Source organism: Nocardia sp. XZ_19_231, assembly GCF_015355705.1.
Classification (GTDB): Bacteria; Actinomycetota; Actinomycetes; order Mycobacteriales; family Mycobacteriaceae; genus Nocardia; species Nocardia salmonicida.
In genome coordinates, this window is record NZ_JACUZI010000002.1 from 1 (window position 1) to 16,142 (window position 16,142).

Annotated in this window: 15 protein-coding genes; 7 read left to right on the top strand and 8 right to left on the bottom strand. The window is 65.9% G+C overall.

The features are described from left to right. The 6 genes from IBJ82_RS07250 to IBJ82_RS07275 all read right to left on the bottom strand — a co-directional run. A partial coding sequence (locus IBJ82_RS07250; RefSeq protein ID WP_194825236.1) for an MlaD family protein occupies positions 1-248 on the bottom strand: 248 nt, incomplete at its 3' end. Then, complete coding sequence (locus tag IBJ82_RS07255; protein ID WP_194825237.1) at positions 245-1,240, bottom strand: MCE family protein; 996 nt, start codon at positions 1,238-1,240, stop codon at positions 245-247. The genes IBJ82_RS07250 and IBJ82_RS07255, both read right to left, overlap by 4 nt. Then, positions 1,237-2,262: an MCE family protein gene (locus IBJ82_RS07260; RefSeq protein ID WP_063005858.1), complete on the bottom strand. Its 1,026-nt coding sequence runs from the start codon at positions 2,260-2,262 to the stop codon at positions 1,237-1,239. Before IBJ82_RS07260 ends, IBJ82_RS07255 begins: the two co-directional genes overlap by 4 nt. Further along, complete coding sequence (locus IBJ82_RS07265) at positions 2,259-3,752, bottom strand: MlaD family protein (RefSeq protein WP_228536791.1); 1,494 nt, start codon at positions 3,750-3,752, stop codon at positions 2,259-2,261. The genes IBJ82_RS07260 and IBJ82_RS07265 overlap by 4 nt, the downstream gene beginning before the upstream one ends. 7 nt (positions 3,753-3,759) lie before the next feature. Then, positions 3,760-4,623 carry an ABC transporter permease gene (locus IBJ82_RS07270; RefSeq protein WP_194825238.1) on the bottom strand — a complete coding sequence of 288 codons (864 nt, stop codon included), beginning with the start codon at positions 4,621-4,623 and terminating at the stop codon, positions 3,760-3,762. A gap of 3 nt (positions 4,624-4,626) precedes the next feature. Next, positions 4,627-5,481 carry an ABC transporter permease gene (locus IBJ82_RS07275; protein ID WP_194825239.1) on the bottom strand — a complete coding sequence of 285 codons (855 nt, stop codon included), beginning with the start codon at positions 5,479-5,481 and terminating at the stop codon, positions 4,627-4,629. A gap of 488 nt (positions 5,482-5,969) precedes the next feature. Between IBJ82_RS07275 and IBJ82_RS07280 the strand changes: the two genes are divergently transcribed. Next, positions 5,970-6,638 carry a S1 family peptidase gene (locus tag IBJ82_RS07280; protein WP_194825240.1) on the top strand — a complete coding sequence of 223 codons (669 nt, stop codon included), beginning with the start codon at positions 5,970-5,972 and terminating at the stop codon, positions 6,636-6,638. Between the two features lie 65 nt (positions 6,639-6,703). On the opposite strand, the gene IBJ82_RS07285 is transcribed toward IBJ82_RS07280, so the two are convergent. Further along, positions 6,704-8,161, bottom strand: a complete 1,458-nt coding sequence (locus IBJ82_RS07285; protein WP_194825241.1) for an MFS transporter — start codon at positions 8,159-8,161, stop codon at positions 6,704-6,706. Positions 8,162-8,198: 37 nt separating this feature from the next. Further along, positions 8,199-8,816, bottom strand: coding sequence for a hypothetical protein (locus IBJ82_RS07290; RefSeq protein WP_228536792.1), 618 nt, complete (start codon positions 8,814-8,816; stop codon positions 8,199-8,201). A 231-nt stretch (positions 8,817-9,047) separates the two neighbouring features. Here IBJ82_RS07290 and IBJ82_RS07295 point away from each other — a divergent pair, with 231 nt between their 5' ends. The 6 genes from IBJ82_RS07295 to IBJ82_RS07320 all read left to right on the top strand — a co-directional run bounded on the left by IBJ82_RS07295 (position 9,048) and on the right by IBJ82_RS07320 (position 16,074). Then, positions 9,048-10,208 (top strand): serine hydrolase domain-containing protein, encoded by a 1,161-nt coding sequence (locus IBJ82_RS07295; protein ID WP_194826140.1) that lies wholly within the window; start codon positions 9,048-9,050, stop codon positions 10,206-10,208. 36 nt (positions 10,209-10,244) lie between these two features. Beyond that, the gene (locus IBJ82_RS07300; protein ID WP_194825243.1) at positions 10,245-11,582 is read left to right on the top strand and encodes a cytochrome P450; all 1,338 of its coding nucleotides are present in this window, start codon (positions 10,245-10,247) and stop codon (positions 11,580-11,582) included. A 319-nt stretch (positions 11,583-11,901) separates the two neighbouring features. Next, positions 11,902-12,792, top strand: a complete 891-nt coding sequence (locus IBJ82_RS07305) for a L,D-transpeptidase (RefSeq protein ID WP_228536793.1) — start codon at positions 11,902-11,904, stop codon at positions 12,790-12,792. A 157-nt stretch (positions 12,793-12,949) separates the two neighbouring features. Continuing rightward, positions 12,950-13,861, top strand: coding sequence for a carbohydrate ABC transporter permease (locus IBJ82_RS07310; protein ID WP_370585208.1), 912 nt, complete (start codon positions 12,950-12,952; stop codon positions 13,859-13,861). Further along, positions 13,858-14,724: a carbohydrate ABC transporter permease gene (locus IBJ82_RS07315; RefSeq protein ID WP_194825244.1), complete on the top strand. Its 867-nt coding sequence runs from the start codon at positions 13,858-13,860 to the stop codon at positions 14,722-14,724. Before IBJ82_RS07310 ends, IBJ82_RS07315 begins: the two co-directional genes overlap by 4 nt. A gap of 21 nt (positions 14,725-14,745) precedes the next feature. Next, the gene (locus tag IBJ82_RS07320) at positions 14,746-16,074 is read left to right on the top strand and encodes an ABC transporter substrate-binding protein (protein WP_194825245.1); all 1,329 of its coding nucleotides are present in this window, start codon (positions 14,746-14,748) and stop codon (positions 16,072-16,074) included. The last annotated feature ends 68 nt before the right edge of the window (positions 16,075-16,142 follow it).

Sequence of the window (16,142 nt, forward strand, 5' to 3'; positions counted from 1 at the left end):
GTCATGTGGACCTCGACGTAGGTGCCCTTGGGCACGATCTTGTCGACCTTGCCCACCGCGAGGCCGAGGACCATGATCTCGTTGCCCTCGTACATGCCGGCGATGTTCTCGAAGTCGGCGGTGATCTTGGTCGAGCGGCCGAGCGCGTCGTCGAACTGGCTCGGCAGCAGCGAGCAGCTACCGAGGGCCAGCGCGGTGGTGGCGATCATCATCGTCCGCGCGATGCGGAGCTTGTTGGTCAGTTTCATCCTTGGCACCCCTGGATCACCTGAACGAAGCACAGCCAGTTGTCGGGGAACAACCACGGCAGGCCGACCGAGCCGTAGTTGCCGTTGCCGAGGGCGTTGTTGAAGTAACGCGCCGTCGGCTGTCCGATCTGCAGCAGCTTGTCGAGATTGTCCTTGTTCTTCTGCAGGCCCTCGGCCATGGTGTTGAGCTGGCCGATGGTGCCGCCGAACTGGTCACCGTTCTGCGCGCCGATCTCCTCCAGCTGACGGGTCAGCGTGGCGACATTGTCGAGCAGCTGGCGCAGCAGACTCTGCCGCTCCATCACCCGGTTGGCGATGGCCTCGCCCTGGGTGATGACGAGCAGGATCGAGTTGCGGTTGTCGGCGAGCAGCTGCGTGACCCGGTTGAGGTCCTTGATCAGGCTGTCGACCTCACCCTTGCGCTGGTCGACCACCTTGGCGACCGCACCGACGCTGTCGAGCGCCTGGGCGACCAGCTCCGGCGAATCACCGAGCTGGGAGTTGATGGTGTTGAGCGAGGCGGCGAGCTTCTTGGTGTCGAGCGCCTCGAACTTCGGCGTACCGACCTGCACCACATCGGCGATGTTGTACGGCACGTCGGTGTTGTTGCGCGGGATCGTCTTGTCCTTCAGGCCCGAACCGTCGCCGGGCTGAAGGTCGACGTAGCGCGCGCCGAGCAGGGTCGCCATCTTGATCGCGGCGTGCGCGTCGGGACCGAGCTTGAGCGAGCTGTCCACGTCGAGGGTGACCACCACGTGATCGCCCTCGATCTTGGCGCCGGAGACCGTGCCGACCTGCACACCGGAGACCGCGACCTTGTCGCCGGTCTTGATGCCCGCGGCCTGCACGAACTCCGCGTCGATGGACTGTTTTCCGAGCCCGATGAACTGGTAGATGCTCGAACCGACCAGCAGCAACACGATGCACAGCGCACCGATCACACCCAGCCAGAAGTTGCGGTTACCGACGAAGGCTGACCTGATCTTGCTCATCTGCACACCTCGGAATGGCTGTTGCCACCGATCTGGCTGAACAGACCGCGCGGGAAGAGGACCCCGTACAGCGAGACGTCCAGGCCACACAGGTAGGCGTTGGCGTGAGTGCCTTCCGACGTCATCCGGCCGAGGTCGGCGAGCATCGAAGGCATGTCGATCGCGACCTGGTCGAGCTTGGCGCCGTTGGCGAGCAGCAGATTCAGCGCCGCGGTGGTCGAGTTCTGGGTCGCCGCCAGCTTCGGCTGGATCTTGGTCATCATCCCGACCAGCGCGGTCGTCGAATCGGCGAGGGTGACCGTGGAAGCCTGCAGCGACTGTCCCTGGTCGTACAGTCCGCCGATCAGCGCCCTGGTCTGGGTAATCAGGGTCTCCAATTCGTCCCCTCGCTTTGCCAACCCGGCCATCACACCGGACAGGTTGGTGATCACGTCCGACAGGATCGCGTCGCGACGCTGGAAATCGGTGGCCAGCTGGGCCGCCTGGATGATGAACGCCGACAGCGAAACCCCATCGCCCTGCAGCGCCTGGATCAGGGTCTCCGACATCGCGTTGACCTCGGCGGGCTCGAGCGCCTGGAACAGCGGCTGGAAACCGTTGAGCAGGGCCGAGATATCGAACGAGGGCTCGGTGCGGTCGAGCGGAATCGTGGAGCCGCTCTTGAGCGCCTCCGGACTCGGCGTGGCGCCCGGGGTCAGCGCCACATAGCGCTGACCGATCAGGTTCTGGTACCTGACCAGCGCCTTGGTGTCGTTGAACAGTGTCTGGTCGCTCTGCACGATGAACGACACCTTGGCGTCGTTCTTGCCGTCGAGCTCGATGGCCTCGACCTTGCCGACGCGCACGCCGGCCATACGGACATCGTCGCCGGGCCGCAGCCCGAGGACATCGGTGAAGATCGCGGTGTACTTGCGGGTGTCACCGTCGACCGTGCGGGCCAGTGTGTTCCACACGACCACGGTGACGAGCAGTGAGACCAGCGCGAAGATACTGAACCCGATCAGTGGCTTACGGATACTCATGCGCCACCCCCGTTTTCGGACACTTGCAGGGTTCCGCCCTTCAGAATCGAACCGAGCAGCAGATATTCGGACGCGTTCGGCTTGCGACCGAGCAGCTGAGTCATCGCCGCGTCACCGGAGTAGGAGATCGGTGTGGCGGCAGGCACCGTTGCCGGAGCGGGTGCCGAGGCCGGAGCGGCCGCGGGCGTACCACCGAACAGACCGGGCAGACCCGGAACCTGGAGCGACGGGACGAGTCCCTCGAGCGGCGTGCCCTGGAACGGCTTGATCTCGGTGCCGTTGGCCGTGTGCATCGGCGAGACGCCGGGACTGGTCAGACCCGGGATGTCGGGCATGCCCGGGATCGACACCAACGGCGGGAGGCCGGCGGCCGAGTCGAGCCTGCGCGGACGCAGGTTGTCCGGAATCGGCGGCAGGGAGACCTCGGCCGGTGCGGTGAAGCAGCTCGGTCCGAGCAGGTCGCCGTAGCGCGGGCAATCGGCGACGGTGTTGGGCTGGTACGGCGTCAGCGTGATGCCGGCGTTCCACACCATCTGCTTGCCGCTCGGGCCACCGTGGAAGGTGGTGTTGAGCTGGGCCAGCGAGGGACCGAAGACCTGGAAGGTCTTGGTGATCGACGCGGGGTCGGCGGCCAGCGCACCCAGGGTGGCGTTCATGCCGACCGTGACTTCCTTGCCCACGTCGGGATTCGACGCGAACAGGTCGTTCACCCGATCGGTGGTGGCGCTCGCACCGGCCAGCAGCGCGATCAACTGTTCACGCTTGGTGGCGATGGTGTTCGCGGTCTGCACCGAGGAGCCGAGCACATCGAGCAGTTCCGGCGCCGACTGGTTCAGCGCGTGCGCGGAGTTGGAGAAGTTGTCCAACATGCCGCCCACGTTCGGGCCCGCGTCGGCGACCGTGGTCAGCCAGTGGTCGAGGCGCTGAATGGTCGAGCCGGGAACCCGGCCGCTGCCGTCGAGGGCCTGGGTGAGCGTGCCGAGCACGCGACCGAACTGGACCGGGTCGACCTCGTCGAGGATGTCGCGCACCGTGGTGAGCGTGTCCTGCAGCGCGATCGTGCCCTGGCTGCGGTCCTCGGGAATCTGCGACCCCTCCTTCAGGTGCTGGCTGTTCGCACCGTTGTAGACCAGTTCCACGGAGGTGACCGCGAACAGGTTGGAGGGCACGACGCGTGCGGTGACGGTGTTCGGGATGCCGTCGGCGAACTCGGGCTTGAGCTCGATGTTCACCTTCTGCTCGGCGCTCTCGCCGATGTCGACATTCTTCACAACGCCCACGAGCACGCCGCGGAATTTCACATCGGCGTCCGACGGCAGGCCGTCGCCGGTGGTCGACAGGTTCGCGACCACGTTGACCTTGGGTACGAAGTAGCCCTGGTACCTGGCGGTGAGGAACCCCAGGATGATCACGAAGACGATCAAACCGGCGGTACCTGCCACGTACAACTGCTTCATGGTGGGCCCGCGCCCACTCGGATCGATGATCATCGCGCCCTTACCCCGAGATCCTGATGCCGGGGTTGATGCCCCAGATAGCCAATGTCATGACGAGGTCGGCGAACACGACCAGGATGATGCACATCTTGATCGCGCGGCCGGCCGCCACGCCGACGCCTTCGGGACCGCCCGAGGCGAAGAAGCCGTAGTAGCACTGGATGAACGTCGTGATCATGACGAAGATGATCACCTTGAGCAGGGAGTAGAGCACGTCCGTCGGCACCAGGAATTGGAAGAAGTAGTGCGAGTAGGTGCCCGCCGCGGTTCCTCCGATCAACTGCACGGTGACCGAGCAGGCCAGGTACGCCGTTGTCAGACCGACGGCGTACAGCGGCACGATCGCCATCACCGCGGCCATCATCCTGGTACTGACCAGGTAGGGCAGCGGGCGGATGGCGATCGACTCGAGTGCGTCGATCTCTTCGGAGATGCGCATCGCGCCCAGCTGTGCGGTGAATCGACAGCCCGCCTGGGCGGCGAAGGCCAATGCTGCCAGCAGCGGGCCGAGCTCGCGGGTGGTGGCGAAGGCCGAGATCGCGCCGGTGATGGGGCTCAACCCGAGCAGGTTCAGCGAGGTGTGGCCCTGAATGGCTACCGTCATGCCGCCGAAGGCGCTGATGATCAGGATGACGCCGATGGTGCCACCACCGACGACGATATTGCCGTTACCCCAGGTGACGTCGGAGAGCAGACGCCAGACCTCCTTCGGGTACTGCTTGAAGGCCAGCGGGATGGAACCGACCGAACGCAGGAAGAAGAAGACCTGATGGCCGAGGCGGGCGAGCATGTCGCCGGGCGCCTTGCTGGCCTTCTGCAGCGACCGGATCGGCCGCAGTAGCGGAGGTACGTAAGTAGATGACATGGCTCAGACCACCTGTGGGGGGAAGACGGCGGCGTAGATCTGGGTGATCGCCACGTTGACACCGAGCAGCATGACGGTGGAGCTGACCACCGCGGAGTTCACCGCGTTGGCGACACCACCGGGGCCGCCGCGAGCGTTCAGGCCGCAGTCGCAGGCGATGATCGAGGCGATGAGACCGAACAGAACCGACTTCAACAGCGCCACCGCGAGGTCGCGGGTCACCGCGAACGAGGCGAAGGTGCTCATGTAGGAGCCGGGCGTACCGCCCTGGGCGAAGATGTTGAACATGTAGCCGGTGAGGAAGCCGACGAAGACCACGAAGCCGCAGAGCAGGAAGCTGACCAGCATCGCGCCGCCGAGGCGGGGAGCCACCAGGCGGCGAAGCGGGTCGACGCCCATCACCTTCATCGCGTCGATCTCTTCACGGATGGTGCGTGAGCCGAGGTCGGCGCAAATGGCCGAACCGACGGCGCCCGCGATCATCAGCGCGGTGACCAGTGGGGCGCCCTGCTGAATGATGCCGAGGCCGTTGGCCGCACCGATGAACGAGGTGGCACCGACCTGGCCCGCGACCGCGCCGACCTGGATCGAGACGATCACCGCGATGGGGATGGCCACCAGCAGCGTCGGCGCCGCGGCGACGCTGGCCATGAACGCGGACTGCCGGACGAACTCATCGAAAGGAAAACGCCGACGGAAGATCGCGACGAACAACTCCGTGATCGCTTCGATACCCATCGTGATCTGTCGACCGAAGGTTTCCAGCGACTTCTTCGGGTGGTCGTCCCAAAGGCCCTTCGTCCAGTCGGCAGCCTCGCTGACTCGTGAACGTGTGGGCGGACTCTCGGTCGACTGCACTGCATAACCCCTCTCGACGCCGGACCCTCAACGCTCCGGCGACTTGTTTGCTTGACGCACCTTACTACGGAGTAGCGCAGAACACATCACCGACATGTGAGCGCTGTCATAGATAGAGGTCACTGTCCGAAACGGCTATGAGACCTGCCATGCCGGACCCTACAGCCCATAATTCCAGGGTTCCGGAGATTACGCGCGAAGGTCTTTTCCTAGATGGTTTCCCAGTACCGGCGGTCGCGGTAAAGAAATATTGCGGAAGTTTGTCATTCATAACGAACTACACGCCGAATTATCCGAACACATCACGCGAGAAACACGAACGACGCGCTGCGACACGATTTCAATAGGGAATCGCTATGACAACTACTGGGGAAGGTGTGCGCGGACCGGCGGCAAACACACCGGTCCGAGGGCGCGCCCGGGACCGAATACAGGCACGATAGACAGACCGTATTGATATCGTGCGAGCTTCCGACATCTGGAGGGACATGTTCAGCAAACTCGCCAAGGTGGCCAACACCGCCTTCGCCCTCGCCCTCGGTGCAGCACTGCTCGGCACCGGCGCGGCCAACGCGCAAGCAGGCCCCCCGGTGATCGGCGGCGGCTCCGGCATCGTGATCGACAACGCGTTCGAGTGCACAGTCACCACGGTCGGCTACGACGGCGCGGGCAGGCTGGTCGGGCTGACCGCCGGCCATTGCGGCGACGCGGGCGCGACGGTCAGCGCCGAGGTGGATCGGGGCTACGGCGAGATCGGCCGATTCGTATACAGCAACTCCGAACTCGACTACGCGGTCATCGAGTTCACGCCGGGCCGGATCATCCCGGTCAACCGGATCGGCAACGTCACCATCACCGGTGTCGGCGGACCAGCGCAGTTCCCCACGATCGTCTGTAAGGAAGGCCGGACTACCGGCAACACCTGCGGCATCACCTGGGGCGATGTCTTCGCGACCAATACCGAGACCTGGTCGCAGATGTGCGTGGTCGAAGGCGATTCCGGCGCGCCGGTCGTCGTCGGCTCGACCCTGGTCGGCATGGTCAACGCCTATCTGGCCCTGGCCTGCGTCGGACCCGAGGTCGGCACCAATATGAACTCGATCATGGACGACATCAACGCCCGCGGCGGCGTGGGTTCGGGTTACCGCCCGATCTAGGCCATCGCCGGTACTCCCCGGATGTCGAGCGGGTCGCGTGGTTGTCCACGCGACCCGCTCCTTGTCTATACGTCGCGCGCGGCAAGCGATTTCGGTGCGAGTGCGGGTCCGTCGGCGCCCGCGCAGTGCGGCAGGCAGTCGACGCGTTCGGGCTGCGGCGGCTGACGCGGCACCCGCAGCAGCACCGCCGCGATTCCCGCGCCGATCAGCAAAAGCAGTGCGCACCAGCGCATCGCGGTGTCGAAGCCCGCGGCGAAGGCGACGGGGTCGTCGAACGCACCGGACAACCCGGCCAGACCGGGCAACGCCGCCACGGCGAGTAGCTGTGCCGTTCGCGCGACGGCGTTGTTCACCCCGGACGCGATACCCGCCTCGCCCTCGCGTACCGCGGCGAGCACCGCACCGGTCAACGGCGCCACCAGCACCGAAAGCCCCAACCCGAAGACGAACACGCCGGGCAGCACGTCGGTGACATAGTCCGCGCCGGGTCCGATCCGTTGCAGCGCGAACACCCCGCCCGCGGCCAGCAGCGGACCGAACGTCATCGGAATCCGCGCCCCATGGCGCTGCGCCCACCGTCCCGCGGGCGCCGAGAGCACCAGCATCAGCAGCGTGACAGGCAAGCCCGCGGCGCCCGACGCCATCGGCGAGTAACCGGCGACCAGCTGCAATTGCAGAACCAGCAGGAAGAAGACGCCGCCGAGCGCGGCGTACACGAGCAACGTCACCAGATTCGCCACCGTGAACATCCGCGAACGGAACAGCGACGGCGGTACCAGCGGGTTCGGGCTGCGCAGTTCCACCAGCACGAAACACACCAGCGCGACCGCCCCGACCGCTATCAGCACGACCCGGGAATCGATGAGTCCCAGGGTGAGGGCGCCGAGCGCGAGCGCGACGATCACCGCTCCCGGTACATCGGTCCGCGCAGGCGCCTGCGGATCACGACTCTCCGGCACGTATTTGAGCGTGACGACGGCGACCACCAGCGCGAGCGGCACATTGAGCAGAAAGATCGCCCGCCAGCCGACGAGATCGATCAATCCACCACCGAGCAGCGGCCCGAACGCACCGGCCACCCCGCCGAGCCCGGACCACAGTCCGATCGCGCTGCCCTGATCGCGCCGATCGATCGACGCCGAGATCAGCGCCAGACTCCCCGGTGTGAGCAGCGCGCCCGCCACGCCCTGCAGCAACCGCGCGCCGACGAGCATCTCGATATTCACCGCGGCCGCGCACAGCAGCGAGGTGATCGCGAATCCGACGATCCCCCAGACGAAGACGCGACGGCGGCCGAGCCGGTCACCGAGCGAACCGCCGAGCAGGATGAACGAGGCGAGAGTGAGGGTGTATCCGTTGACGGTCCACTGCAACCCGGCGACATCGGTGTGCAGCGATTCGCCGATGCGTGGCAGCGCCACGGACACGACGGTGGCGTCCAGCGACGCCATCGACGAGCCGAGGATGGTGGCGAGCAGAATCCACCGACCCGATGCCGAGTTCAGCCGAACCGTCTGTGGCACGACTCCAAACTAGCCGCCACGCACGTCGTTCGTCGGACTACAGGCTCTCCACGCAGACCACGACGCGGCGCTCGGCGTACTTGAAGCCCGAATCGGCGGCGTCGGGGCAGTCGTCGACGCTGTCGGAGTTCTTGTTGATCGTGATCACCTTGACCGGTTCGGTGCCGCCCTCGCTGCAGTCGATGCGCTTGGGTTCGTCACCGCCCACGTCGATGCAGCCGCCGAGGACCCAGTCGATGTCGAGGCACAGCGCGCCGGTCTCGATGCCGTTGAGCGTCTCGGCGTAGAAGTTGTCGCGGTCGCCGACGCAGCCGTTGCTGTTCTTGGCCTTGCCGATCACCTTGTAGTTCGACGAGCGGCTACCGCACGCGGCCTTCTCGATGGTCGCGTCGTCGACGGTGCCGCCGAGCGACACGCAATCGCCGATATTGGCCTGGAAGTCGGTCTTGCCGCCCTTGCTCGACGTCGGCGCGGGCTTGCTCGCGGTGGGTTTGCCGGTCGTCTTGCCCGGCTTGGTGGTCGGAGTCGCACTGCTCGTCGCGGGGACGACGTCGATCGCCGGCTGCGCGTGGCCGTCGATGGTGCCTCCGCAACCGGTCGAGACGAACGCGGTCACGGTGATGGCGATCGCGCCGACGAGCCGGCCGATTGGCAAATCTGCAAACACCTACTGTGAATACACCACCGGAGCTACCCCCGTCGACTCCAACCCGGCGGGTCTTGCCTGCGATACCCTTGGGATTCCGGTCGCCGGGTGCGGCGCGGGGCCCCCGATCGCGTATCAGGAGGTAGCCATGGTGTTTCCGAGGCGAGGCCGTCCGAGTAGTCCACGCACATCGTGAGTAGTAACCCAGCGCCGGTCGGCGATTTCGCGGCCCCACGGCAGATGGTGGTCGATCCGCGCTTCATCCGCCTCGCCGATCATTTCTTCGGGATGTTCTCCCAGCCCAGTCGCGGTGGCGGTGCGCTGGCCATCTATCTGGACGGGCGCCCGGTGGTCGATATCTGGGCGGGCTGGGCGGCCAAGGATCTGCGCTGGACCGGCGAGAACATCGCGCTCACCTTTTCCACCGGCAAAGGCGTCGCCGCCACCGTGCTGCACCGGGTGGCCGAACGCGGGCTCATCGACTACGAGGAGCCGGTGGCCACCTACTGGCCGGAGTTCGGGGCACACGGCAAGGACGACATCACCGTGCGCGACGTGCTGTCCCATCGCGCGGGCCTGCATCGGGTGCGCGGCCTCGTACCCGGCCGCGAGGGCATTCTCGACTACGACGCGGTGGTGACCGCCCTCGCCGAGAGCCCCGCCGACCCACGCCGCATCCGCACCTCGGGCTATCACGCGATCACCTTCGGCTGGTTGGTCGCCGAGATCGTGCAGCGGGCGACCGGTGACCCCTTCACCGAGGTATTGCGTCGAGAAGTGGCCCAGCCGTTGGGAATCGACGAGTTCTGGTTCCAGGTACCGCCGGGCGAGCGGCAGCGGATCGCGAAGATCTTTCCGCACCTGGCGCCGCCGGGGATCCGCTGGAATACGGCGTCGTCGGTGCTGTCGTGGGTGCGGCCCGCGCGCGGGCTGGCCGAGGCGGGCATGCCGGAGAGTTTCGACGAACTCGTCCGCGATCCGCGGGTGCACGATGCGGTGATGCCCGGCTGGAACGGAGTGTTCTCGGCACGGGCGCTGGCCAGGATGTACGGGGCGCTCGCCAATGGCGGCCAGGTGGGCGACGTGCGGTTCCTGCGGCCGGAGACGATCGAGACGATCAACCGGACCCAGCAGACCAGCAGCCGCGACTATGTCCTCGGACTACCGCTGCGGTTCACCCTCGGCTACCACCGGCCGGTGCTGATGACCAAGCAGCAGCCGCGAAATGCCTTCGGCCACTACGGCGTCGGCGGGTCCGGTGCCTACGCCGATCCTGATCTCGGGATGTCGATCGCGTTCGTCACCAACCGGCTGGGTGGGGCCGTCACGGCGCTCGGTGACGCGCGGTTGGCCCGGCTGGCGGCGATCGCGCAGGGAACCGTACGCGCAGCGCGTAGCTGATCGAACCGCCGGAAGGGGTCCGCCGTAGTAAAGGACATGAGTTCGCTGAGCCCCGCGCCCGCCGCGCCGCGCCTTTCGCTGCTGCACGGCATCGCCGCGGGGCGGGATTTCGAGGGCTACCTGCGACGACGCGGGGCGCGCAGTGAGCCGTTCGCGGTCGGGTTCCCCGGGTTTCCGCCGGTGCTGTTCACCGGAACGGCCGAGGGCGCACGCGAATTGTTCCGGGCGCCGGTCGCACTGCTCGAGCCGCCTCGACCCAATCCGATCGAGCCGATGGTCGGGGCCGCGTCGCTGATTCTCAGTTCCGGGACACGGCATCGCACGGATCGCGCGCTGCTGGCGCCGGCATTGCACGGCGCTCGGGTGCGGTTGCTGGGGAAGGTGATCCGGGATGCGACGCTGCACGAAATCCAGTGCGGCGCCGGTGGTCCCTGGCAACTCGGCACTCGGATCGATGCGCTCGCGGCCGCGCGCGCCATCACCCTGCGCGTCATCCTCGCCGCGGTGTTCGGCCCCGATTCCGATCGCGCGGCCGAATACGGCCCTCCGGTCACCGATTTCCTCGCCGCGTTCACCACCCCGCTGATGGTGGCGCCCGTATTACGCCGCGACATGGGCGGTTTCGGTCCGTGGGAGCGGTTCACCGCGGCTCGGGAGCGCCTGGACGGGCTGATCATGGCCGACATCGTCAGCCGCCGTCGCACCGGCCCGTCCGACGGTGACCTGCTCGATCTGCTCCTCGCCCTGCGCTACGACGACGGCACCGCGCCCACCGACCCCGAACTGTGCGACCAACTGCGCACCCTGCTCGTCGCGGGCCACGAAACCACCGCGACCACACTCACCTGGGCGCTCTACCACCTGCACCGCGAACCCGGCCTGCTCGATCGCGTGCTCGCCGAGCTGCCGATCGCGAGCGACGACCCCGCCGAACAGGCCCGACTGCCGCTGCTCGACGCCGTCTGCCAGGAAACCCTGCGCCTGCACCCGCCGGTACCGATCGTGCTGCGCACGGTGAAGGAGCCGTTGCGCTGGCGCGGAGTCGACGTGGCCGCGGGCGCCACCATCGGCCTTGCCGTCGGCGTACTGCACAGCCAGCCCTCTACCTGGCCCGCACCGCACCTGTTCCACCCCGACCGATTCCTCGGCCGCTCGGTCACTCCGTTCGAGTTCGCGCCGTTCGGCGGTGGCCACCGCCGTTGCATCGGCGCGACGCTGGCCGACTACGAGCTGCGGATCGTGCTGGCAACGCTGCTGACCGAGGTCAGGTTGACCCTGGAGCCGTCGCTGGCGCTCGGTGGGCGACCACGCACGGTGCCGCGCAATCTCGCGACCGCGCCGGATCGAGCGATCCACTTCACACGCTTGGAGTGATCTGCCTCACGTGACGTTTGAGACTCACACACCCGTACTTCCCGGCTGTTCACACGCACCGCCATCGACTCGCCGCTGTGAGCGCGGCGTTTGACGAAAGCCGATGAATAACAGCACGTTATGTGACGCACCGCACATAGTTGCCGCTCTGTTATCACCGCTCGACACGGCTGGCACCCGGTCACCTGGTGCGGGTAGTAATGGAGGGTCAGGGTCGGGGACGTCGTTACCCCGTAGAGACCCGTTGCGGCCTCTGCGTCAATGAGAAAAAGCGTCAATGAGTAGATCTCGGGCCGCCGCACGCGGAACGAGAGATGGAATGGACGAGAAACCTATGCACTACGAGGCAAATATGCGGCAATCGCACTGGCTCCGCCGGGGTCTGCTGCTGTCGGCAGCGATCGCAGCGACCGGCGCACTGATCGCCGTGCCCGCGCAGGCTCAGCCGACTCTGCCGGGCTTCGGCGCCGGTTCGAGCCAGCCCGCGGTGAACGAGCCCGCGCAGCCGGCGCCGTTCGCGCCGCCGAACATCAACATCGCCGACGGCGAGACCGTTGGTGTCGCGCAGCCGATCGCCATCACCTTCAAGGAGCCGGTCGAGGACCGCGCGGCCGCCGAGCGGGCCATCAAGGTCACCTCGAGCACCAACGCGCCCGGCTCCTTCTACTGGACCTCCAGCAAGCAGGTCCGCTGGAAGCCCACCGAGTTCTGGCCGGCCAACACCAACGTGACCGTGGTCGCGGGCGGCACCACCAGCTCGTTCCACATCGGTGACGCGCTGGTCGCCACCGTCGACGACGCCACCAAGATGATCGTCGTGACGATCAACGGTGAGGTCGTGCGCGAGATGCCGACCTCGCTCGGCAAGCCCGGCTACGAGACCCCGAACGGCACCTACATCGTGGGTGAGCGGCTCGAGAAGATGACGATGGACTCGTCCACCTATGGCGTGCCGGTCACCGATCCCGAGGGCTACAAGCTCGAGGTCGAATACGCGACCAGGCTTTCCAACAGCGGCATCTTCGTGCACGCCGCCCCGTGGTCGGTCGGCCAGCAGGGCTACTCCAATGCCAGCCACGGCTGCCTCAACGTGAGCACCGAGGACGGAAAGTGGTTCCTGGAGAACACCCGTCGCGGCGATGCCGTGGTCATCACCGGCACCCAGGGCGGAACCCTCAGTGCGGGAGACGGTCTCGGCGACTGGAACTGATGTACTGAACAAAATTCGCTGAACAAAACCCGAACAATACGATCAATCCCGGTCGCGTTGTTCGGGTTTTGCTGTAATCGGCACTGTGTGCCCGATGTTCAGAAAATCGGCGGGCAGGGTTAACCAACGGTTCGCCATGCGCCGTAAAGCTGCCGCGGTGCGACAGAGTCCAGAGCGGGTGCTCCCCGGGAGAAACCGTCCGTGGCAGGACTACGCGCTGTTCGTGGTACTCGTGGTGCCGAACCTGGCACTGCTCACCCTGTTCGTTTACCGGCCGCTTGCCGATAACATCCGGCTGTCGTTCACCGACTGGAATATCGCTGATCCGGTGGCGAATTCGGTCGGGTTCGACAACTACATCGAATGGTGGCAGCGCGACGACTCATGGAAGGTCGTCAGCAATACGGTGATCTTCACCGTGGCGGCGGTCGTGGTGAGTATGGCGCTCGGTCTCGCGCTCGCGATGTTGCTCGATCGAAAACTGTTCGGGCGCAATGTAGTCCGCTCCGCTATTTTCGCCCCGTTCGTGATTTCGGGCGCGGCGATCGGGGTAGCTTTTCAATTCATCTTCGATCCGAGTTTCGGTCTGGTACAGGACGTCTTGCACCGGGTCGGCGTCGATAATGTGCCGGATTTCTATCAGGACCCGGAATGGGCCCTTTTCATGGTGACGCTCACCTACATCTGGAAGAACCTCGGCTACGCCTTCGTGATCTATCTGGCCGCGCTCCAAGGCGTGCGCGCCGAATTGCTCGAAGCTGCCGAAATGGATGGCGCGAGCAGCTGGACTCGATTCACGAAAGTCCTTCTGCCGCAACTACGTCCGACAACCTTCTTTCTGTCGATCACCGTATTGCTGAACTCGCTCCAAGTGTTCGACATCATCAATGTGATGACGCGCGGCGGACCGCTCGGCAACGGCACGACCACGATGGTGTTCCAGGTGTACGAGGAGTCGTTCCGCAATTTCCGGGCCGGCTACGGCGCCACCGTGGCCACGATCATGTTCGTGGTGCTGCTGGTGGTCACGTTGATCCAGGTGCGCGTGATGGACCGAGGCGAACGATGAAACATGTAGGCCCGCAGACGCTTTCGTACCAGCGCCGCGAACGCGCCGTCACCTTCCTCGGTTACGCGGCGATGGTGTGCGTGTTGATCATCGTCGGGGTCCCGCTGTTCTGGATCCTGATCACCTCGCTCAAGGACCGCTCCGACATCTACACCCAGCCCGCGGTCTACTGGCCGCACAGCTGGCACCCGGAGAACTACAGCCACGCCACCACCACGGTGCCGTTCTGGACGTTCCTGCGGAACTCGCTGATCGTCACCGGCGTGGTGTCGGTGGTGAAGTTCGCGCTCGGGGTGTTCAGCGCCTACGGCCTGGTATTCCTGCGCTTCCCTGGCAAGAACATCGTGTTCCTGGTGATCATCGCGGCGCTGATGGTGCCCAACCAGATCACCGTGATCTCCAACTACGCGTTCATCGCGCAGCTCGGCTGGCGAGACACCTTCCAGGGCATCATTATTCCGCTCTGCGGCGTCGCCTTCGGCACCTTCCTGATGCGCAACCACTTCCTGTCACTGCCCGCCGAGGTGATCGAGGCGGCGCGGATGGACGGGGCGAACTGGTGGCGGCTGCTCACCCGCGTGGTGCTGCCCATGTCGGGGCCGACGATGGTGGCGTTCGCGGTGGTGACGCTGGTCAACGAGTGGAACGAGTACCTCTGGCCGTTCCTGATGGCCGATTCCGCCGATGTCGCGACACTGCCGGTGGGCCTGACCCTGCTGCAGAACACCGAGAACCCCAGCGTCACCAACTGGGGGCCGGTGATGGCGGGCACCGTGCTCACCATGTTGCCGATCCTCATCGTTTTCCTTGCCCTGCAACGTCACATGATCAAGGGCCTCACCTCCGGTGCGGTCAAGGGTTAAATCTCGAACAGGAGTTCGCCAGTGTCCAACTCACGATTCCCGGCGTTGAGTCGCCGTGGCTTCCTCGGCCTGACCGGCGGCGTCGCCGCTGCCGCGGCGCTGTCCGCGTGCGCGGGCACCGGCGGCGGATCCGGTGATTCCGGTGACGCCGGCACCATCACCTTCTGGTCCAACCACCCCGGCACCTCCAAGGAGCTGGAGCTGGAGCTGATCAACCGCTTCCAGACCGCGCACCCCGACCTGAAGGTGAACCTGGTCGACGCGGGCAAGAACTACGAGGAGGTGGCGCAGAAGTTCAACGCCGCGCTCACCGGCGGCGAGCTGCCCGATGTTGTTGTGCTGTCGGATGTCTGGTGGTTCAACTACGCGCTGAGCAAGGCCATCGAGCCGCTCGACGGACTATTCGGTGCCGCGGGTGTGCAGCTGGGCGACTACGTCGACTCGCTCGCCGCGGACTACCTGTTCGACGGCAAGCACTACGCGCTGCCCTACGCCCGATCGACGCCGCTGTTCTACTACAACAAGGACGTCTGGGCGAAGGCCGGACTGCCCGACCGCGGCCCGAACTCCTGGCAGGAATTCGACGAGTGGGGCCCGAAGCTGCAGTCGCTCATCGGCGCCGACAAGTTCGCGCACGCCTGGGGTGACGCCAAGAACTACCTCGGCTGGACCTTCCAGGGCCCGAACTGGACCTTCGGCGGCGCATACTCCGATCAGTGGAAACTGAAGTTCACCGATCCCGGCTCGATCGCCGCGGCCACCTACCTGCGCGACTCGATCAACGTCAAGAAGTACGCCGCGATCCGCCCGCAGATCGCGGTCGACTTCGGCACCGGCGTCGCCGCCTCGACCATCGCCTCCACCGGCGACCTCAAGGGCATCAAGAAGAACGCGGACGGCAAGTTCGAGGTCGGGACCGCGTTCCTGCCGCACCCGAACGGTCCCGGCGTCACCACCGGCGGTGCCGGTCTCGCCGTGCCTTCGCGGATCTCGGAGGCGCGAAAGGTGAACGCGCTCAAGTTCATCGAGTTCATCACCAACGCGGCCAACACGGCGTACTTCACGCAGAACACGGGCTACATGCCGGTGCGCAAGTCGGCTGTGACCGACCCGAGTGAGATCGACTTCCTGGCGAAGAACCCGAACTCCAAGGTCGCCATCGACCAGCTCTCGGTAGCGAAGTCGCAGGACTACGCCCGCGTGTTCGTGCCCGGCGCCGACCAGATCATCGGCACCGGCTACGAGCAGATCGGCCTCCAGAACGCCGATCCGGCAACGGTGCTCGCGAAGGTGGCCGCCGACGTGCAGGCGATCATCGACCGGCAGATCACGCCCAAGCTGCCCAAGTAGTTCCCCACGGGCCGGTGCTCCCTTGTGACCACCGGCCCGTTTCGCTTTCCCTGCTAGGAGAATTCGCC